This window comes from Actinomycetes bacterium (assembly GCA_024222295.1).
Lineage (GTDB): Bacteria > Actinomycetota > Acidimicrobiia > Acidimicrobiales > Microtrichaceae > JAAEPF01.
Window position 1 is genome coordinate 305610 of record JAAEPF010000024.1, and the last position, 21990, is coordinate 327599.

General features: G+C 67.6%; 22 protein-coding genes. 13 read left to right on the forward strand and 9 right to left on the reverse strand.

The annotated features are described in order from the left end of the window. Positions 1 to 14 precede the first annotated feature (14 nt). From GY812_09270 to GY812_09280, 3 genes are read right to left on the reverse strand one after another with little or no spacing between them, the layout of a single operon-like run. Positions 15 to 779, reverse strand: coding sequence for an SDR family oxidoreductase (locus tag GY812_09270; GenBank protein MCP4435668.1), 765 nt, complete (start codon positions 777 to 779; stop codon positions 15 to 17). An 11-nt stretch (positions 780 to 790) separates the two neighbouring features. Further along, positions 791 to 1465: a TrkA family potassium uptake protein gene (locus GY812_09275; protein ID MCP4435669.1), complete on the reverse strand. Its 675-nt coding sequence runs from the start codon at positions 1463 to 1465 to the stop codon at positions 791 to 793. Continuing rightward, positions 1458 to 2843 carry a TrkH family potassium uptake protein gene (locus tag GY812_09280; GenBank protein MCP4435670.1) on the reverse strand — a complete coding sequence of 462 codons (1386 nt, stop codon included), beginning with the start codon at positions 2841 to 2843 and terminating at the stop codon, positions 1458 to 1460. Before GY812_09280 ends, GY812_09275 begins: the two co-directional genes overlap by 8 nt. A gap of 94 nt (positions 2844 to 2937) precedes the next feature. Between GY812_09280 and GY812_09285 the strand changes: the two genes are divergently transcribed. Continuing rightward, complete coding sequence (locus GY812_09285) at positions 2938 to 3852, forward strand: SDR family oxidoreductase (protein ID MCP4435671.1); 915 nt, start codon at positions 2938 to 2940, stop codon at positions 3850 to 3852. Between the two features lie 7 nt (positions 3853 to 3859). Here the strand turns inward: GY812_09285 and GY812_09290 are convergent, their stop codons facing one another. After that, positions 3860 to 6085, reverse strand: a complete 2226-nt coding sequence (locus GY812_09290; protein MCP4435672.1) for a PQQ-dependent sugar dehydrogenase — start codon at positions 6083 to 6085, stop codon at positions 3860 to 3862. A gap of 140 nt (positions 6086 to 6225) precedes the next feature. Further along, on the reverse strand, positions 6226 to 6738 hold the full coding sequence (locus tag GY812_09295; GenBank protein ID MCP4435673.1) for a pyridoxamine 5'-phosphate oxidase family protein: 513 nt from the start codon (positions 6736 to 6738) through the stop codon (positions 6226 to 6228). Between the two features lie 54 nt (positions 6739 to 6792). Here GY812_09295 and GY812_09300 point away from each other — a divergent pair, with 54 nt between their 5' ends. The 7 genes from GY812_09300 (at position 6793) to GY812_09330 (ending at position 12739) form a co-directional block, all read left to right on the forward strand. After that, a complete protein-coding gene (locus tag GY812_09300) occupies positions 6793 to 7431 on the forward strand; it encodes a DUF4112 domain-containing protein (protein ID MCP4435674.1) in 639 nt (212 codons plus the stop codon). Positions 7432 to 7486: 55 nt separating this feature from the next. Then, positions 7487 to 8152 (forward strand): TetR/AcrR family transcriptional regulator, encoded by a 666-nt coding sequence (locus GY812_09305; protein MCP4435675.1) that lies wholly within the window; start codon positions 7487 to 7489, stop codon positions 8150 to 8152. Positions 8153 to 8231: 79 nt separating this feature from the next. Further along, positions 8232 to 9452, forward strand: coding sequence for an acyl-CoA dehydrogenase (locus GY812_09310; GenBank protein MCP4435676.1), 1221 nt, complete (start codon positions 8232 to 8234; stop codon positions 9450 to 9452). Further along, entirely contained in the window at positions 9452 to 10606 is a 1155-nt protein-coding gene (locus tag GY812_09315; protein MCP4435677.1) for a CoA transferase, read from the forward strand. Before GY812_09310 ends, GY812_09315 begins: the two co-directional genes overlap by 1 nt. Beyond that, positions 10603 to 11118, forward strand: coding sequence for a MaoC family dehydratase (locus GY812_09320; protein ID MCP4435678.1), 516 nt, complete (start codon positions 10603 to 10605; stop codon positions 11116 to 11118). Before GY812_09315 ends, GY812_09320 begins: the two co-directional genes overlap by 4 nt. Further along, positions 11115 to 11603: a hypothetical protein gene (locus GY812_09325; GenBank protein MCP4435679.1), complete on the forward strand. Its 489-nt coding sequence runs from the start codon at positions 11115 to 11117 to the stop codon at positions 11601 to 11603. The genes GY812_09320 and GY812_09325 overlap by 4 nt, the downstream gene beginning before the upstream one ends. 5 nt (positions 11604 to 11608) lie before the next feature. After that, positions 11609 to 12739 carry an acyl-CoA/acyl-ACP dehydrogenase gene (locus GY812_09330; protein MCP4435680.1) on the forward strand — a complete coding sequence of 377 codons (1131 nt, stop codon included), beginning with the start codon at positions 11609 to 11611 and terminating at the stop codon, positions 12737 to 12739. A gap of 14 nt (positions 12740 to 12753) precedes the next feature. On the opposite strand, the gene GY812_09335 is transcribed toward GY812_09330, so the two are convergent. From GY812_09335 to GY812_09350, 4 genes are read right to left on the reverse strand one after another with little or no spacing between them, the layout of a single operon-like run. Then, positions 12754 to 14001 (reverse strand): CoA transferase, encoded by a 1248-nt coding sequence (locus GY812_09335; protein ID MCP4435681.1) that lies wholly within the window; start codon positions 13999 to 14001, stop codon positions 12754 to 12756. Between the two features lie 38 nt (positions 14002 to 14039). Further along, positions 14040 to 15614 (reverse strand): MFS transporter, encoded by a 1575-nt coding sequence (locus tag GY812_09340; protein ID MCP4435682.1) that lies wholly within the window; start codon positions 15612 to 15614, stop codon positions 14040 to 14042. Between the two features lie 12 nt (positions 15615 to 15626). Then, on the reverse strand, positions 15627 to 16262 hold the full coding sequence (locus GY812_09345; GenBank protein MCP4435683.1) for a sterol desaturase family protein: 636 nt from the start codon (positions 16260 to 16262) through the stop codon (positions 15627 to 15629). An 11-nt stretch (positions 16263 to 16273) separates the two neighbouring features. Further along, positions 16274 to 17038: a helix-turn-helix transcriptional regulator gene (locus GY812_09350; GenBank protein ID MCP4435684.1), complete on the reverse strand. Its 765-nt coding sequence runs from the start codon at positions 17036 to 17038 to the stop codon at positions 16274 to 16276. 102 nt (positions 17039 to 17140) lie between these two features. Between GY812_09350 and GY812_09355 the strand changes: the two genes are divergently transcribed. Genes GY812_09355 through GY812_09375 form a run of 5 tightly spaced genes read left to right on the forward strand, consistent with a single transcriptional unit; the run spans position 17141 to position 21988 of the window. Next, a complete protein-coding gene (locus GY812_09355) occupies positions 17141 to 18568 on the forward strand; it encodes a hydroxymethylglutaryl-CoA synthase (protein MCP4435685.1) in 1428 nt (475 codons plus the stop codon). Further along, positions 18568 to 19761, forward strand: a complete 1194-nt coding sequence (locus GY812_09360) for an acetyl-CoA acetyltransferase (protein MCP4435686.1) — start codon at positions 18568 to 18570, stop codon at positions 19759 to 19761. Before GY812_09355 ends, GY812_09360 begins: the two co-directional genes overlap by 1 nt. 21 nt (positions 19762 to 19782) lie before the next feature. Continuing rightward, positions 19783 to 20226 (forward strand): diguanylate cyclase, encoded by a 444-nt coding sequence (locus GY812_09365; GenBank protein MCP4435687.1) that lies wholly within the window; start codon positions 19783 to 19785, stop codon positions 20224 to 20226. Further along, complete coding sequence (locus GY812_09370) at positions 20223 to 21077, forward strand: isocitrate lyase/PEP mutase family protein (protein ID MCP4435688.1); 855 nt, start codon at positions 20223 to 20225, stop codon at positions 21075 to 21077. Before GY812_09365 ends, GY812_09370 begins: the two co-directional genes overlap by 4 nt. Next, positions 21077 to 21988, forward strand: a complete 912-nt coding sequence (locus GY812_09375) for a TIGR03619 family F420-dependent LLM class oxidoreductase (GenBank protein MCP4435689.1) — start codon at positions 21077 to 21079, stop codon at positions 21986 to 21988. The genes GY812_09370 and GY812_09375 overlap by 1 nt, the downstream gene beginning before the upstream one ends. Positions 21989 to 21990: the final 2 nt, after the last annotated feature.

The window sequence follows — 21990 nt, forward strand, 5'->3', positions numbered from 1 at the left end:
GATCCCGGCAACGTCTACTGCAGTCCGCGGAAGGCCCCGCCGTCGATGTGCAGGCCCACGCCGGTCACGAAGCGTGCCTGCTGGGAGCACATCATCGCCGCCACCGATCCGAAATCGGCCGCGTCGCCGAGGTCGCCTGCGGGGATGTCGGCGCGCAACTGTTCCGCCTGGTCGCCACCCAGCTTCGCCACCCGGTCGGTTCGGTGGGTGCCCGGCTGGAGGTTGTTGACGGTCACGCCATCCGGTGCGACCTCCGTCGACAGCAGCTTGAGGAACGCCGCCACGCCCGCTCGTGCCACGTTGGATGCCGCGAGGAAGTCGATGGGCTGGCGTGAGCCGATCGAGGTGATGCCGAGGATCCGGCCCCAACCGCGTTCGCGCATGGGTCCGACGGCTGCCTGGGCCAACGCGATCGTCGCAAGGCAGTTCATCTCGACTGCGGCCCTGTACTGGTCGATGTCGGTTTGCGAGGCGAAACCCGGCGGTGGGCCGCCGGCGTTGCACACGAGGATGTCGAGCTGTCCGCCGAGGTTGTCCGCCGCCTGCTCCACGAAGTCGGTCGCACCATCGGCGTTGGAGACGTCGGCGACGAGTCCGATCGGCCAGGCCCCTGTCGCCGCTTCACCGAGTGACGCCACCGCCTGGGTGAGCCGCCCCTCGTCGCGGCCACATATCGCCACGTCAACGCCCTCGGCAGCCAGCGCTGCTGCAACCGCGTATCCCAGTCCGCCGCTGCCGGCGGCAACCGCTGCCTTCTTGCCTTCGATGCCCAGGTCCATGGGTGTCGATCCTACGGGCGCTGCTGCGCGAGCTTCGCGAAGCGGCCCACCGAGTCGACCGAGCCGGCCACGAGCAGCAGGTCTCCCTCCACGAACTCCGTGTCGTTGGTGGTGAGGGCGAAGCTGCCGCCCGGTGGCTTGTGGCAGATGGCGGTTACCGAATGCGAGTGCGGGATGTCGGCCGCTTCGGCAGTCATCCCAACGAACCTCGCGGGCACCACCACCTCGGCCATCACGAACCCCGGATCGAGCTCGATGTAGTCATCGACGGAGCTCGAGATGCGGTGCGCCACGCGCCGTCCGGCGTCGGTCTCCGGGAAGATGATGTGGTTGGCGCCGACGCGTTCGAGGATCCGGCGGTGCTGCTGGGTCATCGCCTTGGCCCAGATGTCGGGCACGCCGATGTCGGACAACGTGGCAGTTGCCAGGATGCTGGCCTGGATGGAGTCGCCGATGCCGACCACCCCGTGGCCCGAGTCGGCGACTCCCAGTTGGGTCATGGTCTGTTCATCGGTGGCGTCGCCCACCTCCGCGAACGTGAGTATCTCGGTGCAGGCCTTGATCACGGCCTCGTCGATGTCGATACCCATCACATCGTGGCCCTCGTCGTAGAGCTGTTCCGCGAGGGCGCGACCGAACCGTCCGAGTCCGACCACCACGATGGTGCCGTTGTGGTTCCTAGCCAATGAGGGGAGCCTCCTCGGGAGCCTTCGTTGTGGTCGGGCGCTGGCGAAGCACCAGTGCTGCGCCCAGTGTTATGGGGCCGATCCTGCCGACGAGCATCAACGCCATCAACACCAGATCCTCCGCCGCTGTCAGCTGCGGTGTGACACCCATCGACATGCCGACGGTACCGAACGCGGAGATGGTTTCGAACAGGGCGTCGCCAAGTTCCTGTTGGGCCGTGACCAGCAGGGCGACGGCACCGACGACGACGAATCCGAGCGACAGCAGTGCCACGGTGATCGCCTGGCGCTGGGAGTTGCTGGGGATGGTCCGCCGGAAGGCACGCGTATCGGGGTCCCCGCGCAGCTGGGACCAGATGACCATGGCGAGGATCGCGAACGTGCCGACCTTGATGCCGCCGCTGGTGCCAGCGGATCCGGCACCGATGAACATGAGCGCCGAGGTGATCAGCAACGACGCCGGGTGCATGTCGGCCACCTCGACGGTGGCGAAGCCTGCGGTGCGCGGCGACACCGACGCCAGGCCGGCGTTGAGCGCCTTCTCCTCCACGCCCATCGGGCCGAACGTGTCCGCGTTGGTCCATTCCAGCGCGCCGATCAGTATGAATCCCGCGACCAGCAGGGCGGCGCTGGTCGTGAGCGTGACCTTCGAGTGAAGCGTGAGCGACAACCAGCGCTGACGAATCGAGCGCTTGCTGTGGCGCCACGAGGCCACGAAGCGTGTGTGGATGTCCGACAGGACGGGGAAGCCGAGCCCGCCGAGCACGATCGAGGCCATGAGCGGCACCATGACGAGCCAGTCGGTGCGCACCGGGGCGAGTGAATTGCCGAGCAGCGAGAAGCCAGCGTTGTTGAATGCGGAGATGGAGTGGAACACGCCCCACCACGCAGAGCGTCCCCACCCCTCGCCGTAGGAAGTGGCGAAGCGGATCGTGAGCCAGATCGCCAGGCCCACCTGCACGGTCAGGGTGATGACGGCGAGCCGCACCAGCATCTGGCGCAGGTCGCCGAAGCGCAGTGAGTTGCGCTCGGTGTTGGCCACCATGGCCTGGCGCAGCCCGAGGTGGCGCGAAACCACCAGAACGATCAGTGAGGCGATCGTCATGAACCCGAGGCCGCCCAGCTCCACCAGGGCGATGATCACGAACTGGCCGAACCCGCTCCAGTGGGTGCTCGTGTCGACCACGGTGAGGCCGGTCACGCACACCGCCGAGGTTGCCGTGAACGCGGCGTCGATGAAGCCCGTCCAGGTCCGGTCCGAGGACGACACGGGCAGGGCGAGCAGCAGAGTGCCGACGGCGATGGCGGCAAGGAAGGCCTGGACCACGAAGCGGGCCGGAGTGCGCGCGATCGAGGCCCTGCGGGGTTTGCGCACCATTGGCCCGAGGCTAGGCATTGGAGGCGCGAATTGCGGGCACCTAGTATCTGACGACCCGTCAGAAGTTGGCGGAAACGATTCTCAGGAGACAGCCATGGGCATGCTCGACGGCAAGGTAGCGATCGTCACCGGAGCGGGACACGGCATCGGCCGCGGTCACGCCATGGAGCTCGCGAAGCACGGAGCGAAGGTCGTCGTCAACGACCTCGGTGGCTCGGTCACCGGCGAGGGAGCGGGCCGCGACGCGGACCTCACGGTCGAGATCATCAAGGGGCGCGGCGGCGAGGCGATCGCCAACTACGGCGATGTGTCCGACGAGGCCCAGTCCGCGGAGATGGTCGGGCAGGCCGTCTCCGAGTTGGGTCGCCTCGACATCCTGGTCAACAACGCCGGCATCGTGCGCGACGGCTCGATCTTCAATATGTCGGCCGACGACTTCGACGCCGTCATCAAGGTGCACCTGCGGGGCTCATGGCTGCCGTGCAAGGCGGCCGGGCTGCATTGGCGCAAGCTCAACAAGGAGACCGGCGAGAAGGTCAACGGCCGCATCATCAACACGGTCTCCGGGGCCGGGCTCACCGGAAACTTCGGCCAGTCCAACTACGCGCCGGCCAAGGCTGCCATCGCCAGCCTCACCCAGACCCTCAGCCTCGAGATGTACAAGATGGGCGTGACGGTCAACGCGGTCGGCCCGGCAGCCGCCACCCGGATCACCGGCACGATGCCCGGCGCCCCCGAGGTGATCGAGGCCGACGACGTCGCCGATGACGAATGGAACCGGATGGATCCGGCCGTGTCGTCACCGCTCGTCGCCTGGCTGGCATCCGACGAGGCCGACCACGTGACAGGTCAGGTCATCCGTGCCGTGGCCGAGAACATCATCCTGATGAAGGGATGGGAGGACGGTGCCACCATCAACAACGGCGGCAAGCGCTGGGACGCCTCCAAGCTCGGCCAGCAGCTCGCCACCGACGTGTTCGGAACCCGGGCGCCCGGGTTGCGCTACTGAGCGGGGCTCACTGGGGCACGAGCGTCAGGTGCAGTGACATGTCCCCGGTCACGTTGATCCCGTGTGCGGCGTCGCCGCCGTCGCTCCAGCTGTCGAACAGGTAGAGGACGCCGTCGACGAGTGGCTTGGGCGACACCCCGATCTCGAGTTGGTCGCCGAGTATCGCCGTGTAGGTGAAGGGTGTCTCGAAGGTTGATTCGCCCACCAGCACGGTCACTCCCGGCACCGATGACGTGACCGAGATCTCGGTCGTCGCCGGCAACAGGTCCATCCTTGACTCGGTCGTCTGGCCCCGGCTGTCAGTGGCGCGGACCGCCAATTCCAGGAACGAGGGATACCCATGGCTCGGACCTTCCGTGGCTCCGGACGTCCCGGTTCCGATCGCGTGCGGATGGCTGTGGCAGTCGGTCGGCTCGTAGCAGTGGCGCAGCAGCGTCTCCCACTGCACGGACGGGCCTGAGAGCGGTCCGTCCTCGGCATCGGTGGCGACGATGTCGAACTCGATGGGCGCCCCGGCTTCCCACGGCATTGGTGTCGTGAACGTGACGTCGATCACCGGAGCTGTGTTGCCGGGGAAGAGCGTCTCGGTGGCCACGCTCGAGGCCCCGGACTCGTTGGTCACCCGCACCGACACGTCATGGTTGTCGTTCGTGTTCAGGTTCACCGAGGCAGTCGGGCCGGTGGCGTCGTCGAAGACTCCGTCGTCGTCCAGGTCCCAGGCGAAGGTCAGGATTCCGCCACCGGGTTGCGCCGAGCCTGACGCGTCGAGGTTCGAGGTGAACGGCAGCGGACCCTGCTGGGGTGACGCCACCAGATCGGCCACCGGTGGGGAGTCCGCACCGACGAGCCGTTCGATGGTGCCGGTTGCGATGTCGACTCCGTAGATGTAGCCGTCGGGGGAGTCGACCAGTGCCACGATGTTGGTTCGGTACGCGACTGCCCTGGGTGGCACGTTGCGGCGCGATCCGTCCGGCTTGACCTCCACGGACCAGACATTCCCCTGCACGTAGTCCACGAAGAACAGGTCGCCGACGTACTCCGCCGGGTACTGGCCATCGGGAACGAACCGGAGCCCCGTGATCGCAGCACCGACGTGGGGCCGCGTGTAGAACAGCCACGGGTTGCTCAGGATGCTGGGTGATGCGGGATCCGAGATGAGGGTCTCGCACATGTGGTTCTCGAGTGTCTCGTAGCCGAGGTTGGTTCGGTCTCCCTCACGGCAGGGCCAGCCGAAGTTCTTGACCGGACCGTCCACGGACACGACATCGATCTCCTCGGCATAGGCCTGCCCCACGTTGCCGATGTAGATGTCCTTGCTGCCGGGGCGCTGGGTGAACCGGGTCGGGTTCCGCAGGCCGTGGGCGAGCATCTCGTCGTCATGGGCATACGGGCCGCCGTGGAGCGGGTTGTCGGCCAGCGACTCGCCTGTATCGGGATCGATCCGCACGATCGCGCCGTTCCAGCCCAGCGGGTCCCCGGGGGTGAGCAGGTCCTGGGACCGAAGGGAGCCGCCTTCGGCGACCGAGGGATGGCCGGCGAAGCCAACGCCGTCGGGTGGATCACCACAGGCGTTCTTGGGGGTCAGGTTCGGCACGGCGGGGAACAGCTGCGTGCCGCCGTACTGTCCGTAGTCGGTTCCGGTCCAGCTGGCACCCTCACCGGAGGTCACCAGCAGCGAGCCGTCCTCCATCATCTCAACGCTGCCGATGGCGTGCGCCCCGAACTGGTAGCACCAGCGGTCGTCCACCAGCGACTCCGGTGAGCCGACCATCAACCCGTTGCTGTCAAGGGTGATCCTTGAGACCCGCGATCCGGTGACGCAGCCGTTCACCTGGTAGCTGGCGTCGCAAGCATCGCCCCAGAGGCCGGTGATGTCCCAGCTGTAGCTGGCGTAGATGTATGGCCTGGCGGGGTACTCGTTGTCGACCGTCAGGCCGATGAGGCCGTGTTCGCCGACGCTGCGCACCTCGTCCTCCATGTCAGCGGCGATCTCGGGCGTCGGGTCGTCGATCGAATCGAAGGTTTTGATGATCCCCTTCTTCTCAGCCACGAACACCCTGCCGTCCGGGGCGAATGCAACGTTCGTCGGTGTGTCGAATCCCTCGAGCACGGTGGAGAAGATGAAGTGGTCGGCGGCGGGGTCGACCTCGAGCGTCGTCGGCAGAGTCGGCTGGGCGTTCTTGATCGGCAGCTGCGGAGAACAGGATGCTCCGAGCATGCTGACGGCGAGCACGGCTGCAAGTGCGATCCACCTGTACAGCCTTCGTGGATGTCCCGTGGTCGATGTCTCCCAGCCCTTGACAACACCGGTGGTGCGAGCACCACGGCTGTGAAACCTATGGCTGCGCACGCGGGGGCTGCAACCCATCTTGCCTACCGGGTCAACTCCTGGCGCGGCCTCGACCATGTGAGCACCTCTCCATCGCCACCGAGCAGCACGGCTCCGGGGAACACCCGCAGCCGCCACGGGTCGAGCCTGAGCACGGAGAAGCCCGGCGATTCCGGTGAATCCCACCCGGGGATGATCGATGGGTCGTATCCCACCGGGTCGGGTCCGTTCACGAAGAGGTCCCAGACCCGCTCGCGGGTCGCCATGTCCGTGTGCCAGGTGCCCAGGCACTCCGCGGTGCATGTGTCGTGGTCCTGCGCCCAGTAGTTGGCGGACAGCCAGGGCGAGTTGTCGAGGTGCGAGAGCTTCAGTGGTGTCTGCGCCGTGGCGATCCAGCCGACGAGTTCAGCGCCGTCCCATTCCCAGATGGGATGCAGGACCCTCGACCGCGGGACCGACCCTGGCCCTACCGTCGCCACCGATGCCCACACGACCCGGTGCGCCATCTCCACAAAGGCCGTTGCGGTCCGTTCGAGGTTGTCGCTGAGATCGTTCATGGGCGAAGCCTCGCGCATGGGATGCGCGAGGCGCTGGTGCGCCAAACTTGTTGGGTGACCGATCCGGGCACTGAACCAGACCCGGTCGACCTGGGGACGATCAAGGCACGTCCGATCCCGAACCAGCCGATCGAGGAACGCAAGCTCACCTCCATCCTGGGCGAGGTGGGCACGGGCGCGTCGGTCATGGCGCGTGACATCGTCGACACGCACCGCAACCCGAAGCCCAACACCCGACCTGTGCCCAACTGGGTGCGTAGCCTCACATGGCTTCTCGACGAGTCGATACCGGTGGCCCCCGGTCGGCGCGTCGGTGTCGATGGGGTGGTGAGCTTCATCCCCGGCGTCGGAGATGCCGCCGGTCTGGTGGCCTCGATGGTCGTGGTCCTGGCTGGCGTTGCGGCGGGCGTGTCGCTGCCCACGCTGACGCTGATGATGGTGCACGTCGGCATCGACACGATCGTGGGTGCCGTTCCGTTCCTGGGTGCCATCTTCGACCTGGGCTACAAGGCCAACACACGCAACCTGCGCCTCATCGAACGCGACCTTGCTGACCGCGCGGGCGCGCGGCGTTCGGCGATCAGGACGTTCGTGCTGTCCGCGGTGGCGATCACCGGCGCAGTGGCGCTGTTCTGGATCGCGCTGATCGGCGGCACGTACCTGTTCGTACGTCTCGTGGTCGGGCTGTTCTGACCGCCGTCGGCCAATGGCTGCATCGCAGCGCGACCACAGGGTTACCCTGACGAATATGACGACCAGTCAGAGAGTCGATGAGGCAAGGGCTGTCGACGGCCGCGTGCCCGGCCGCCGTGGCCAGGCCACACGAACCCGTCTACTGGAACAGACCCTCGAGATGCTGGCCTCGACGAGTTACCGGGACCTCAAGGTGGTCGACATCGCCCGCGGTGCCGGCACTTCACCCGCGACCTTCTACCAGTACTTCCCAGATGCCGAGTCGGCGCTGTTGGCGCTGGCCGACGAGCTGGTCGGCGAGGGCCGCGAGCGACTGACCCGCCCTGTCGTCGACGGTGACTGGTCACCCGAGGGTGCATACGACACCTGTGACCGGGTGGCGGGTGCGTTCATGGGTTTCTGGGCCGACCACGGGCCGCTCATGGGCGTGATCGACCTGGCGGCGCTCGAAGGCGACCAGAGATTCCGCGAGATCCGCACCCAGATCCTCAACCGGTTCACCGAGTCGATCGACGAGGTGGCCCGCGAGCAGCGCGCCGCAGGACACCTGCCCGCGGACCTCGACCCCACGGCCAACGCGGCTGTTCTGGTGGCCATGCTCGCCCACGTGTCGGGCCACCAGTACGGCATCGAGGCCTATGGCACCTCCACCGCGGCTATCCGCACCTCGATGGCCCGCCTGCTGTTCGCCGGGCTCACGGGCGAGAAGCCACCCGCCTGAGCGGGCCCCGACGGCCCAACTGGCGAATCCGCGGCGCCTGGTACAGAATCTGACGGTCCGTCAGATTTCAGGAGTTGCCGTGGATTTCGAGTTCTCCGACGAGCACAAGGCCTTCAAGGCCGAGGTTGATGCGTTCATCGCCGACAACGACACGATCGACATCTTCGATGTCACCCGGGAGAACATGGCCCAGATCGTGGACACGCCAGAGCGCCGCGCCTTCATGAAGAAGCTCGGCCAGAAGGGCTGGCTCGGAATGACCTGGCCCGAGGAGTACGGCGGCAGCGACGGCGAGGGCGTCTACGAGTACATCCTCAACGAGGCGCTCGCCGGCAAGGGCGGCCCCCAGATCGGCAAGGGCGTCGGCATCATCGGCAAGACCCTGATCGCCCACGGCTCGGACTTCCTCAAGGAGAAGTTCCTGCCGATGATCCTCGACAACGACGTTGAGTTCGCCGTCGGCTACTCCGAGCCCAATGCCGGCTCCGACGCCGCCTCGATGCGCCTGAAGGGTGTGCAGCACGTCGACGAGGACGGCCGCTCCGGCTGGCTGCTCAACGGCCAGAAGACCTGGACCACGTCGGCTCACTTCGCAGAGTGGTACTGGTGCGGCGTGCGCACCGACCCCGACAACAAGCACATGGGCATCACGCTGATGCTCATCCCGATGGACGACCCCGGCATCACCATCAACGGCATCTGGACCATGGGCGACGAGCGCACCAACGAGGTGTGGCTCGACAACGTGTTCGTGCCCGACGAGTACGTGGTGGGCGAGGTCAACCACGGCTTCCGCTACATCTCCCAGGCGCTCGACCTCGAGCGATTCACGATGTTCACCTACGCCCCGATCAAGCAGCGCCTCGACCTGCTGACCGACTACGTGACCGACACCACCCGCGACGGCGAGCCGCTCAAGGACGACGAGGTGGTGCGATCGAAGATGGCGAACCTGCACACCGATGCAGAGGTGGCCCGGGTGATGGGACTCAAGTTCGTCACCGAGGCCGTGAAGGTGGAGAAGAAGGCCAAGGCCGGCGAGGACTTCCAGCCCCCGACTGTGCCGGCCTCTGAGTACAAGCTCTTCGCTACCGAGTACTCGCGCCGCCTCGCCTCGGCCAGCATGGACATCGGCGGCGCCGGTGCCCAGATGCGTGTGCGGACACAGGACGCACCGATGGCCGGGCGAGCCGAGTCGACCTACCGCTACACCGTGATCGACACGATCGGCGGAGGTGCCTCGGAGATCCAGAAGAACATCATCGCCCGCCGCGGCCTCGGGCTTCCCAAGAACTTCTGATGCCTGCTGCCCTGGACGGCATCACCGTCCTCGACCTCGCCACCGTGGGCCCGGCTGCGCGCGCCTCGCGCATCCTGGCCGACTACGGCGCGGACGTGGTCAAGGTTGGTGCGGTTCCGCGTGCGGGCGGCGTGCAGATCGTGCCGCCCTACTACGCCTACTCGGGCAACCGTGGCATGCAGCGGGCGCTGTTCGACCTCAAAGCGGACGAGGGCTGCCAGGCATTCCTTGCCCTCGCCTCGAAGGCGGACGTGGTGATCGAGAGCTTCCGCCCCGGCGTCGCCGACCGCCTCGGCATCGGCTACGAGGCGCTCAAGGCCACCAACCCGGGGATCATCCTGTGCTCCACCTCGGGTTTCGGCCAGAGCGGCCCCCGCCGTGACTGGGCGGGCCACGACGTGAACTACCTCGCGACCGCCGGCTTCCTCGACTGCACCGGCCGCCGTGAAGACGGCCGGCCCGCGCTGCCCGGTGCCACTGTCGCCGACATTGCAGCCGGAGGAATGCAGGCCGCCATGGCCGTGATGGCTGCCCTGTTGCGCAAGGACCGCGGCGAGCACCTCGACGTGTCCATCGCGGACGGCGCCTTCGCCATGATGTCGCTCTACGTGGACGAGTACCTCGCCACCGGCATCGAGCCCGGGCCCGGGCACTACATACTCACCGGCCGCTACGCCTGCTACGAGGTGTACAGGTGCGCCGATGGCAAGCACATCTCCGTGGGCGCCATCGAGCCGAGGTTCTGGACCAACCTGTGCGAGCTCGTCGGCCTGGCCCAGTACTCGCAGTCCCAGATGGACGACGACTCACAAGACGAGATCCGCACCGAGATGGCCAAGGTGTTCGCCACGAAGCCTCGTGACGAGTGGGTGGACCTGCTCGGCCCCGCCGACACGTGTGTGGCTCCGGTCAACACGGTCGCCGAGGCCACCGAAGATCCGCAGTACCTGTCCCGGGCCCTGGTGGTCGACGCGGTGTCAGAAACCGACGGCCCCTTCCGGCAGGCCGCACCCATCTGGGCCGGCACCACCCCGCCTGAGGGCCCCTATGAAGTCCGCGACGGCACCGTCACCGACACAGCCTCGCTTCTCCAGGATGCGGGAATGGACCCGGCTGCCGTCGAGAGGCTGATCGAACAAGGAGCCGTTGCATGAGCGATGACCTGCCCGATGACGTGACGGGGCTGATCGGCAAGCCGCAGTACCCGGTCACGGCCACCTTCCCTGTGGAGCGGGGCTACACCTACAACACCCTGGCCGCCACGCAGAACGGCAATCCCCTCTACTGGGACGAGGCGGTCGCCGAAGAGCTGACCGATGGGATGACCGCACTTCCCAGCACGCTGTCGCTGTGGATGCGTCCGCACTACTGGGAGCCCGGCGCGGACGGCGAACAGGTCGCGCTCAAGGTGCACTTCGACCTCAAGGAGCGTTTCGGCCTTCCAGAGGCCGTGATGACCGACAACACCCTCACCTTCCACGAGCCGGTGCGGCCCGGTGACGTGATCAGCCACGCGCAGGTCCTCAAGTCCGTGTCGGCACCGAAAACCACCAAGTTGGGAAGCGGCCGCTTCTGGGTGATCGACATCGAGTACCGAAACCAGGACGACGCTCTCGTGGGTGTCGAGTCGTACACCGGCTTTGGCTACGTCAGGGGGGAACAGTGAGCGACCTGCTGCTGTCGGCGGTGTCCGTCGGCGACGAACTGCCCGAGCTGTGCGTCGAGGTGACTCCCACCACGGTGGTGTTGGGCGCGCTCGCCAGTCGCGACTGGCGGCCCATGCACCACGACTACAAGTTCGCCACCGAGCGCAACGGCGTGGCCGACATCTTCCTCAACACCCCCAACCAGGCCGCCTGGTTCGAGCGCTACATCACCGACTGGACCGGCCCCAGGGGCCGCATACGTTCGATGACCTTCCGGATGCGCGACTCGGTGTTCCCCGGCGAGGACATGGCCTACCGGGCCACCGTGACCGACAGGGGCACCGACTCCACCGGCTGTGGCTGGGTGGCGCTCGACATCACCCTCACCGCCGGTGAGGACCGGATCGCAACGACTTGCGCTGCCACCGTGGCACTGCCTGTCGATGACAACGACAACCCGTGGGCACGCCACGGGGACAACTGGACTCCCGCAGAACGGAGCTGAAGATGCTGAACCTGGACTTCACCGAGGAGCAGGACATGCTGCGGGACATGGTCCGCGGCCTGTGCTCCCAGTACGCCTCCACGGAAGCCATCCGCGAGGCCGAGGACGACGCCACCGGCTACTCGACCGGCATGTGGGACCAGCTCGCGGAGCTGGGCATGGTCGGCCTGTTGATCCCCGAGGAGCACGGGGGCGCCGGGTCCTCGATAGTGGACGGTGTGGTGCTCTACGAGGAGCTCGGCCGCGCGCTCGCCCCCACCCCGCACCTCGAGAGCACGGTGCTCGCAGCCGGTGCGCTGCTTCGTGCCGGAAGCGACGCCCAAAAGGAGCAGTGGCTACCCGGGATCGCCTCCGGCGAGTCGATCCTCGTGCCAGCGTGGCTCGAGCCCGACAACGGCCATGGCCCCAAGGGCATACAGATGCGCGCCGAGGCATCGGGTGACGGCTTCACGATCAGCGGCACGAAGACCCTCGTACGCTTCGCGTCCTCAGCCGAACGCCTCGTCGTGCTGGCCCGCACCGGCGACGGCGAGGGCGACGTGGACCTGTTCCTGGTGGACCCCGACGCAGCGGGCGTGACACTCGACCAGCGTCACTCGATCAGCTCGGACAACCAGTACCGGGTCGACTTCGACGGGGTGTCGGTCTCGGCCGATGACCGCATTGGTGCCGCCGGCTCCGGCTGGGCCACCTGGGACGCAACCATGGTCGACGCCATGACCCTCGCCGCGGCGTACGCCAACGGCGGCTGCGACTACGCGCTGGAGATCACGGTGCAGTACTCCAAGGACCGCGAGCAGTTCGACAAGCCGCTCGGAGCCTTCCAGGCGCTGTCGCACTACATGGCGGACGCCAAGACAGCAGTCGACGGCGCCAAGCTCATCACCTACGAAGCGGCCTGGGCGATCGACCGCGAGGGCGACGAGCCGGCCCGCCGCTACGCAGCGATGGCGAAGCTGTTCAGCTGCAACTCCTACCGCGACACCACTGCGATGGCCCAGCAGATCTTCGGCGGTGTGGGCTTCACCCTCGAGTACGAGATCCAGCTCTACTTCCGCCGTGCCAAGGCGCTCCAGCTCTCGTACAACGACACATCGCGCTGCGAGCAGATAGTGGCCGAGGAAGTCCTGGACTGAGCTGACCGCCCTGACTACTCAGGGCTGATCACGCCGTCGGCACGCAGCGAGTCGAGCTCCGAGTCACCCAGGCCGAGTTCGCCGGACAACACCTCGGCTGTGTGCTCGCCGACCCAGGGCACCCGCGTCTCGGGACCTTCGGCAACGCCCGACATCTTCACGGGGTTGCCCGGAATCAGCACTGGTTCGTGGACCCCGTCGACGCGCTCCATCTCCACCAGCATGTTGCGCTGGGCGACGTGCTCGTCGTCGATCACCTCGGGTGTGGTGAAGCAGGGACCCGAGGGGATGTTGGCGGCGCCGAGTGCCTCGCACACCTGGATGCGGTTCTTGTCGGCCGCCCATGCCTCCACGGCCGGGCGCACGATGTCTTCGGTGTGTGACGCCCAGCCCCGGCGGGTGGAGAGGCGTTCGTCGGTGAGCCACTCCGGTCGACCCACCAGCTCCGCCAGCGCCTCGAACTGGTGCTCACGGGCTATCTGCATGGCGAAGAATCCATCGGATGCGTGGAAGCTCCCCACGATCACCGACGGGAGCGAGCTGCGTTCGCCGAGCGACCAGAAGTTCGTGACCACGTCGCCCATGGCGAGCATCGCGTCGAGCATCGCTATGTCGACCATCTGGCCTTTGCCCGTGTGGTCGCGGTGGCGCAATGCGGCCTGCACGCCGATCACGGCGAACAGCGCCGAGGAGATGTCACCCAGAGCGCCGGCGGGGATCACCCGGGGTGGCTCGTCGCCGACACGCGAGTACTCGTACAGCCCCGACATCGCCTCGGGCACCATCGCGTACGCGGGCCAGCTCCGGTATGGCGAGTCGCCGAGATTGCCGAATCCCGACACGGACACGTAGATGAGCTCCGGCCAACGCTGCGAGAGAACGTCGTAGCCGAGCCCGAGCCGGTCCATCGTGCCGGCCTTGAAGTTCTCGCCGACCACGTCGAACCGTCCGGCCAGCTCGACGAACAGTTCCCTGCCCCGCTCGCTCTTCAGGTCGAGCCCGACCGACCGCTTGTTGAGGTTGTTGCGCAGGAACGTCGCCCCCACGGTGCGGCCCTCGGGGTCCTGCATGGAGGGTGCGGCTCCACGCCCGGACTCACCCGCCACCGGGTGCTCCACCTTGACCACCTCTGCTCCGAGCCGCGCCAGCAACTGTGTGGCGAAGGGCAGCGCCTGCATCTGCTCGGCTGCAAGCACCCGAACGCCGTCAAGCGGCTTGCCGTTGCCGGCGGCGTCGTCATTGGCTGTCTCCCCTAGGCGCATGCTCCAAGGATGCCCGACATCCGGTGTCGGCCGGAACTTCAGTGTCCGCTCGAAACCTCGATCCTCCGGGGAACGGCGAACGCCGAAACGATGGCGGTCAGAACCATGACCCCGGCGGCGAACCAGAACGCGGTGGACATGCCCGATACGAACGCGTTCGATGCCGTGGCCACCATCGTCTCGGCCATCTCCGGGGTGGGCGCCCGCTCGGCGACCGCCAACGCGGGGCCGATCCCCTCGAGTGCGACCTCGCTCGCCTGCTCGAAGCCCTCGTCGAACGGTGGCGGGGGAGTGGGCATGGCGGCGATGTCGGACTCGGCCTCGGACACATAGACGCTGGTGACGATCGTTCCGAGCACCGCGATGCCGAGAGCACCACCGACCTCGCGGGTGGTGTCGTTGACCGCGGAGGCGACACCGGCCTTGTCGAGGGGTAGCGAGGTCACGATCGCGGACGAGGCCGGCGCGGTGCACAGCGCCACAGCGGACGCCACCAGCACGAGCGCCAGGGCGACCAGCCAGTAGTCGGAGTCGACCTGGAGGTTGGCGAAGGCGACGAACCCGACCGCTCCGAGCGCGGCTCCGCCGACCACCACCCTGCGGGCTCCGAAGTGGGCGGCCAGGTCGGCCGAGCGCGGGGCCACGAGGATCATCGTCGCAGCCGCGGGCAGCCCGGCGGCCCCTGCTTTCAGCGCCGAGTATCCCTGCACGAACTGCAGGTACTGGGTGAGCAGGAAGAACATCCCGAACATGCCGAAGAACACTGCTGTAACCACGCCGGAGCCGGCGGTGAACGCGGGGATGCGCAGGAAGCGCGGGTCCAGCATCGGCTCGGGCACGTGCAACTCCCAGGCGAGGAACGCCACCACGGCCACGACGCACAGTGCGAAGGAGCCGACCACCACCGCCGAAGCCCACCCGGACTCGGGCCCCTGGATGATGCCGAACAGCAGCGCCCCGAGCGCCACCACGGAGATCGCCGCCCCCAGCCAGTCGAGTCGGGTCTCGCGGCTGTCCCGGCTCGTGGGGATGAGGGCTGCCACGAGCACCATCGTGGCCAGCACGAACGGCACGTTGATCAGGAACACTGCCTCCCAGTTGCCGGGCCACGCCTGCAGCACGAACCCGCTCAGCAGCGGTCCGATGGCTCCTCCGGCACCGGCGAACCCGGCCCAGGTGGCGATGGCCTTGGGTCGCTCGGTCGGCGGAAAGACGGAGGTGATGATCGACAGCGTCGCCGGCATCACGAACGCGGCGCCGAGGCCCATGACGCCGCGGGTGAGGATCAACATCTCGGGGCCGGTCGCGAAGCTGGACAGGATCGCTCCGATGCCGAACACCACGAGGCCGGACAGGAACGCCCCCTTTCGTCCGTAGCGGTCACCGATCGCGCCGGCCAGCAGGAGCATCCCGGCGAAGACGAGTGCGTACGAGTCGATGATCCAGAGCAGTTGGGACGACGTCGGCTGGAGGTCGTCGATGATCGTGGGGATCGCGATGTTGAGGCTGGAGACCGACAGCACGACCAGCACGAGCCCGAGGCACGCGACCGCGAGGATCAGCTTCCGGCGGGGATGTCCCTCGTCGGGGTCCCATTCCGGGCCGGCGTTCACCGGCCCATCCTGTCAGGCGTCGGGAGTCTGGCTGGCGAATGCCTTGGCGCGGTCGATCCCGGCCTGGCGCTCGGAGACGTCGTAGCTGCCCACGAGTTCGTAGTCACCCGCGAACTCGGGTCGCAGTTCCCCGTCGTCGTCGATGATCCAGCCCAGCCCGGCAGCGAGGCGCCGTGGCACCCGCACCGTGCCGGGCAGGTCGCTGGTGCGGAACACGACGTCCCACCAACCGACGCTCACGCCGTGGTTGTGCATCGGTGCTCCGAAGTGGTGCTGGAAGTGGTGCTTGCGCACCCAGTGCTGGTAGCGGGTCTTCGGCGGGCGTAGGTGGCACATGGCGTGCTGGTACTCATAGAACGCGTAGCCGACCGGCCAGCCCAGAGCGAGCGGCATCGCAACCCACATGCCACCGATCAGGTATCCGACGGGGAACCAGACGGCCCCGCCGACGAGCCCGACCCCCAGCCAGGAGAGGATGTGCGTGTAGTCGAAGCTCCAGCCCGCGGCGACGTGGTGTTCGAGGTGCTCACGGCTCATGATCCCCTTGCCGTGCAGCTCGTGCATGGCGAAGCGGTGCAACAGGTACTCGAAGAGAAACCAGAGGTTGATTCCCGCGACGAATGCCGCGAGGGCTACGAGCCAGTTCATCGAGCTGTCCCTCAGATCGCTGCCGGGAGCAGCTTGTCTGCTGCTTCGAGGTCATCGAGGGCGCTCGTGGCCGCCTCGATGAGTTCGCGGCTGGCGCCCCAGGCCATCATCAGGTCGGCCACGTTGCGGAGACCGACGTTGAACCTGTTCCAGGCATCCGGGTCGATGTCGGCCACGGAGGCGCCGGCCTGGGCCACCAACACCGAGCCCTCGGTCGCAGCCATCCAGCGAACGGTGCGGCCCCGGCCGTCGTCGCCGGGCCGGTCGGGGTCGCAGTCGAACACGCCCAGGTCGACCGCGGCGTCGATCAGCACCCGGCCCTCGGCGAACAGCGTCAGGGCCTGGGGGATCACGGTGACGGCGTCTTCCATGGAGATGACCTCCTCCTGGGTGGTGATGAGAACCTGCAGGAAGTCGAACTCGCGCGGCTGGAGTTCCGGCCAGGACAGCAGCAGTTTGGTCAGGGCGAACATGCGTGTGACGGCTGCGACCTGCGGGTCCACGTCCATCGCCTCGAAGCGCTCCTCCCACGCGCTTGCGGCGGCCTCGTGGCTGTCGGCCAGAACCCGGATGGCGTCCATCTGCAGCGCCGCCAGAAGTGCTGACTTGGAGTTGAAGTAGGTGTAGATCGTGCCCACGGCGCAGTCGACGCGGTCTGCCACTTCCTGCATGGTGAGGGCCGCTATGCCCTCTTCTGAAAGAATTGCGGATGCTGCTTCGGTGATCTGCTTGTGGCGGGCCGCGCGGTTGCGGGCCCTGCGTCCTGTGTTGGCCATGCCACTTATTCTGAACTAGGTTCAGCTTTTGGTCAAGCCTTTCGCTGTTTCGGGGAACCAGCGATCTGACGACCCGTCAGATCTTGGCGTAAGTTGGGCCTCATGACCCGTGGACTCATCGCCGCCGCCGGCTACCTGCCCCACTGGCGCCTGCAGGCCAGCGCCGTCGCCTCCGTGCTCGGGGGCAACCAGGGCAAGGGTGCGCGCACCATCGCCTCCTATGACGAGGACAGCCTCACGATGGCAGTCGCCGCGGGCCGCCGGGCCCTGGCCGCTGCACCACAGGCGAGCCCCTCCACGCTGTGGTTCGCCACCACCTCGCCGGCCTATGCCGAGAAGTCGAGTGCCCCGATAGCGCATGCAGCGCTGAGACTCGCGCCCGATGTGCTCGCAGCAGACGCTTCGGGCGGACTCCGCGGTGCCAACGCGGCGCTCATGGCTGCCCTTCGCTCGACCGACCCGGCCACTCTCGTTCTCGCAGGTGATGTCCGCACCGGGCCCTCGGGCAGCTCCGAGGAGCGCGAAGGTGGCGACGCCGCGGCCGCCCTGCTGGTGGGTGACTCCGAGACAGCCCCGCTGGTCGCGGAGTACCTCGGTGGGGCGTCGGCGACCCGCGAGTTCCTCGACCGCTGGCGTGCGCCCGGCGAGTTGCGCATGCACGCGTGGGAGGAACGCTTCGGCCAGCAGCGGTACGCGGAGCTTGCCGGCGCGGCCTGGACGGCAGCGCTGAAGGACAGCGGTCTCGACACCGATCAAGTCACCTCGGTGGCGATCGTCGGCCCTCACGCCCGCGCCGGAGCGAAGCTGGCCAAGCAGCTCGGTGCCGCCGGGGTGGGCGTCGCCGACACCCTGTCAGCCTCAGTCGGATTCAGCGGTGCGGCGCACGGTCCTCTGATGCTCACCCAGCTCGTCGAGTCGGCCGGGGCCGGCCAGGTGGTCGCCCTCGTGTCGATGGCCGACGGGGCAGACGTCTTCCTGTTCAGGGCTACCGGAGACGGCGCAGCCGCCACCCCTGCTGTGGCGGAGCAGCTCGAGGGCGGTGACGACAGCCTCACCTACGCCAAGTACCTCCAGTGGCGGGGCGTGCTGCCTACCCAGCCCCCCAACCGCCCGGAGCCGGCACGCATTTCCGCCTCCGCAGCCGAACGGCGCCTCGACTGGAAGTACGGGTTCGTGGGGTCGGTCGACCGGGACTCCGGCGCCATGCACCTGCCTCCCGCCCGGGTCAGCTTCAGGGGCGGCGCGGTGGACGACATGGATCTGGCCCCGATGGCCGACGTGGCCGCGTCGGTTGTCACGTTCACCATCGACTCGCTGGCCTACTCGCCGTCACCCCCCACCATCTTTGCGGTCTGCGACTTCGACGGCGGTGGCAGGCTGCCGGTGGAACTCACCGACGTCACATCCGAGCAAGTGAGCATCGGCATGCCGGTCGAGATGACCTTCAGGCGAATTAACACCGCGGACGGCATAGCCAACTACTTCTGGAAGGCACGACCCGCACAGGCGACGAGCAAGGGGCAGAACTGATGGGAAGCCACGGCATCAAGGACAGGGTCGCGATCATCGGGATGGGCTGCACGCCCTTTCGTGAGCACTGGGACCGCAGCACCGACGACCTCATGGTCGACGCCGTCACAGACGGACTCGACAACGCCGGTGTGGCCAAGGCCGACATCGACGCCTGGTGGCTGGGAACCGCCCAGTCGGGCATGTCCGGCATCACCCTTGCGGCACCCCTCAAGCTCGAGGGTCGGCCGGTCACCCGCGTCGAGAACTACTGCGCGACCGGTTCCGAGGCACTCCGGCAGGCCTGTTACGCGGTTGCTTCAGGCGCCTACGACATGGCCGCGGCCGTGGGCGTCGAGAAGGTGAAGGACTCCGGGTACCAGGGCCTCAACGCCTTCCCGATCCCCACCGACGGCACCCAGCGAACGTTGACCGCCGCCGCGATGTTCTCCCTGGTGGCACCCGCCTACGCCCAGCGCTACGGAGTCGACCCTGACGAGCTGCGCCGCACGCTGGCGCGCATCGCGTCGAAGAACCACTCCAACGGTGCCAAGAACCCGCGTGCCCAGTTCCGCCGTGAGATGGACGTGGACGCCATCTGCAAGATGCCTGCTGTGGCCGGGATGCTGTCGGTGTTCGACTGCGCCGGTGTCGCCGATGGGGCGGCGAGCGCAATAGTCGTGAGGGCCGAGGACGCCCACAGGTACACCGACAATCCGATCTACGTGAAAGCACTCAGCTTCGTGGCCGGCAACGGCTCGGGCCTGCTCGACCCCGACTACGACTACACCCACTTCCCCGAGTGTGAGTGGGCGGCCAACGATGCCTACGCCCAGGCCGGCATCACCGACCCGCGCGCCGAGCTCGCCATGGCCGAGGTGCATGACTGCTTCACCCCTACGGAACTGGTCCTGATGGAGGACCTCGGGTTCAGCAAGCGAGGCGAGTCCTGGCAGGACTGTGAGGCCGGCGTATTCGACCTGCACGGTGAGCTTCCGGTCAACACCGACGGCGGCCTCAAGTCCTTCGGTCATCCCGTCGGTGCCTCGGGGCTGCGCATGTTGTTCGAATGCTGGCTCCAGCTGCGCGGTGAGGCACCCGATGACCGCCAGATCGATACGATCGACCGTGGGCTCGCCCTGACCCACAATCTCGGCGGCTACCCCGGTGAGATGGTGAGCTTCGTCGGCATCTGGGGCAACAGCACCGATTGACCGCGGTACGGTGAGGAAGGAATGAAGATGGACCCGATCACCGGCCTGCCCGACCGAAGCCAGCTCGTCAGCACCCTCACCGAGATGCTCGCCGAGTCCGAGAAGCCGGCTCTGTTCGCCGTGTCCATAGACGGCTACGACTCGTTCGCCGGGCAGGACCCGACCTCCGCCGAAGCCGCGATGCGCGAAGTCGGTTCGCGCTTGAGCCGGCTCGTGCGCTCCAACGACGTTCTGGGCGTGCTCGCGCCCGGTGTGTTCGCCCTGGCCGGCCCCGGCGTCGAGGCCGCCGACACGGAGGTGCTCCTCGAGCGCATCCGGGGCGTGTTCGCGATGCCGGTCGAGGTCGGCGGTTCGGTGGTCTCCTTTCCGATCACGGTCGGAGTGGCCCACCACGACCCCGCTGTAGATGCAGCCGCCATGGTGGTTGCGGCCGAAGAGGACCTGTCGCGCCACCTCGACGAGTGAGCCTGCGCGAACTTCTCGCAACAGGCGAGGTGGTGGTGGCTGCGGGTTGCTTCGACCCGCTGTCGGCCCGCGTCGCAGCGGACGCCGGCTTCGAGGTGGTCTACATGACCGGCAACGGCACCTCCGCGGTGCGCCTCGGCAAGCCGGATGTGGGCCTGCTCACACTGACCGAGATGGCGGACCAGGCCGGCCGCATCGCCGCCGCCGTGGACGTGCCACTCATCGCGGATGCGGACACCGGCTACGGGAATCCGCTCAACGTGATCCGCACGGTCGAGGCCTATGAGCGAGCCGGGGTGGCGGCCATGCACCTCGAGGACCAGGTCATGCCCAAGAAGTGTGGCCACCTCGAGGGCAAGCAACTGGTGCCGGCCGCCGAGCATGCCGCCAAGGTCCGCGCCGCGGCGGACGCACGCAGCGACGACGGCGTGCTGGTGATCGCCCGCACCGACGCAGTCTCGGTTGAGGGGGTCGACTCGGCCATCAGCCGGGCCCGCTCCTACGGCGAGGCCGGCGCCGACATCCTCTTCGTGGAAGGCCTGCCCACCGAGGCCGACATCACCAACGTCGTCGCGGAGCTGGGGGACTGGCCGCTCGTCTACGCATGGGTGGAGGGTAGGGGCCCCCAACTCCGACCAGACCAGCTGGCGGACCTGGGCATCCGGATCGTGATCTTCCCGATTACGGCGCTGCTGTCGACGGTGGCGAACCTGCAGCGCACCTACAGGACCCTGTTGCGGGAAGGCACCCCCACCTCGATGCTGGCCGACATGGCGAGTTTCGAGGACTACAGCGACTTCATGGGGGCATCCGAGGCAGCCGCGCTCGAGGAGAAGTACGGAGAGAACTGATGGCAGCGATCATCCCCGAAGGGGAAACCGTGTGGGGCTTCCAGCTCCCGATCCAGTCCCAGTCGACCATCTACGTCCAACCGTGGGAGGTCGACGCAGGCACTGCTGAACTGGCCGACATCGTGGCCGCCGCCGACCGGGCGGGCGCCTTCTATGTGGCAGTCTGCGATCACGTCGGGATCCCCCGCCCGGCGGACGAGGCCATGTCCGCCACCTGGTACGACACGATTGCCACGCTCGGCTGGATCGCCGGAATCACCGAGTCGGTGCACCTGCTCAGCCACGTGTACGTGTTGCCGTACCGTCCTGCCCCTATGACCGCCAAGGCGTTCTGCACCCTCGACTCGCTCTCGGGTGGCCGCGCCATCCTGGGCGTCGGTGCCGGACACCTCAAGTCGGAGTTCCAGATGCTCGGCGTCGACCACGCGACGCGCGGTGCTGACCTGGAGGCTGCGATTCCGGTAATCCGCTCAGCCTTCGAGGAGAGCTATCCGGTCGTCGACTTCGGCGGTGAGCATCACGAAGTCGCCATGTCTCCACGGCCGGATCGCGCCGGTGGTCCGCCCATCTGGGTGGGTGGCTCATCCCCTGCAGCGATCCGCCGCGCGGCACAGTTCGCCGATGGCTGGCTGCCCCAGGGGCCACCGGAGATCGGCACCCGCGCCGCCATCGCCCGGATCCACGAGCTGCGCGAGGAGGCGGGGCTACCCGCCGCGTTCGACATGGGCTTCAACTGCGCCCCCGTCCACCTGGACGGCACCAACACCGACGAGGTCGCCGAAGGCCTCCGCACGTTCGCGGGCCGGGGGATCAACCAGCTCCAGATGCGCTTCACGGCTTCGAGCACGGCAGAGTACTGCGAGCAGGTCGAGCGCTTCGGCGCCGACGTGGCACCCTTGCTCAACCAGTGAGG

Coding starts and splice junctions, on each gene's coding strand:
- GY812_09270 (MCP4435668.1), bottom strand. CDS start 779: ATGGACCTGGGCATCGAAGGCAAGAAGGCAGCGGTTGCCGCCGGCAGC.
- GY812_09280 (MCP4435670.1), bottom strand. CDS start 2,843: ATGGTGCGCAAACCCCGCAGGGCCTCGATCGCGCGCACTCCGGCCCGC.
- GY812_09285 (MCP4435671.1), top strand. CDS start 2,938: ATGGGCATGCTCGACGGCAAGGTAGCGATCGTCACCGGAGCGGGACAC.
- GY812_09295 (MCP4435673.1), bottom strand. CDS start 6,738: ATGAACGATCTCAGCGACAACCTCGAACGGACCGCAACGGCCTTTGTG.
- GY812_09305 (MCP4435675.1), top strand. CDS start 7,487: ATGACGACCAGTCAGAGAGTCGATGAGGCAAGGGCTGTCGACGGCCGC.
- GY812_09315 (MCP4435677.1), top strand. CDS start 9,452: ATGCCTGCTGCCCTGGACGGCATCACCGTCCTCGACCTCGCCACCGTG.
- GY812_09320 (MCP4435678.1), top strand. CDS start 10,603: ATGAGCGATGACCTGCCCGATGACGTGACGGGGCTGATCGGCAAGCCG.
- GY812_09335 (MCP4435681.1), bottom strand. CDS start 14,001: ATGCGCCTAGGGGAGACAGCCAATGACGACGCCGCCGGCAACGGCAAG.
- GY812_09345 (MCP4435683.1), bottom strand. CDS start 16,262: ATGAACTGGCTCGTAGCCCTCGCGGCATTCGTCGCGGGAATCAACCTC.
- GY812_09350 (MCP4435684.1), bottom strand. CDS start 17,038: ATGGCCAACACAGGACGCAGGGCCCGCAACCGCGCGGCCCGCCACAAG.
- GY812_09355 (MCP4435685.1), top strand. CDS start 17,141: ATGACCCGTGGACTCATCGCCGCCGCCGGCTACCTGCCCCACTGGCGC.
- GY812_09360 (MCP4435686.1), top strand. CDS start 18,568: ATGGGAAGCCACGGCATCAAGGACAGGGTCGCGATCATCGGGATGGGC.
- GY812_09365 (MCP4435687.1), top strand. CDS start 19,783: ATGAAGATGGACCCGATCACCGGCCTGCCCGACCGAAGCCAGCTCGTC.
- GY812_09375 (MCP4435689.1), top strand. CDS start 21,077: ATGGCAGCGATCATCCCCGAAGGGGAAACCGTGTGGGGCTTCCAGCTC.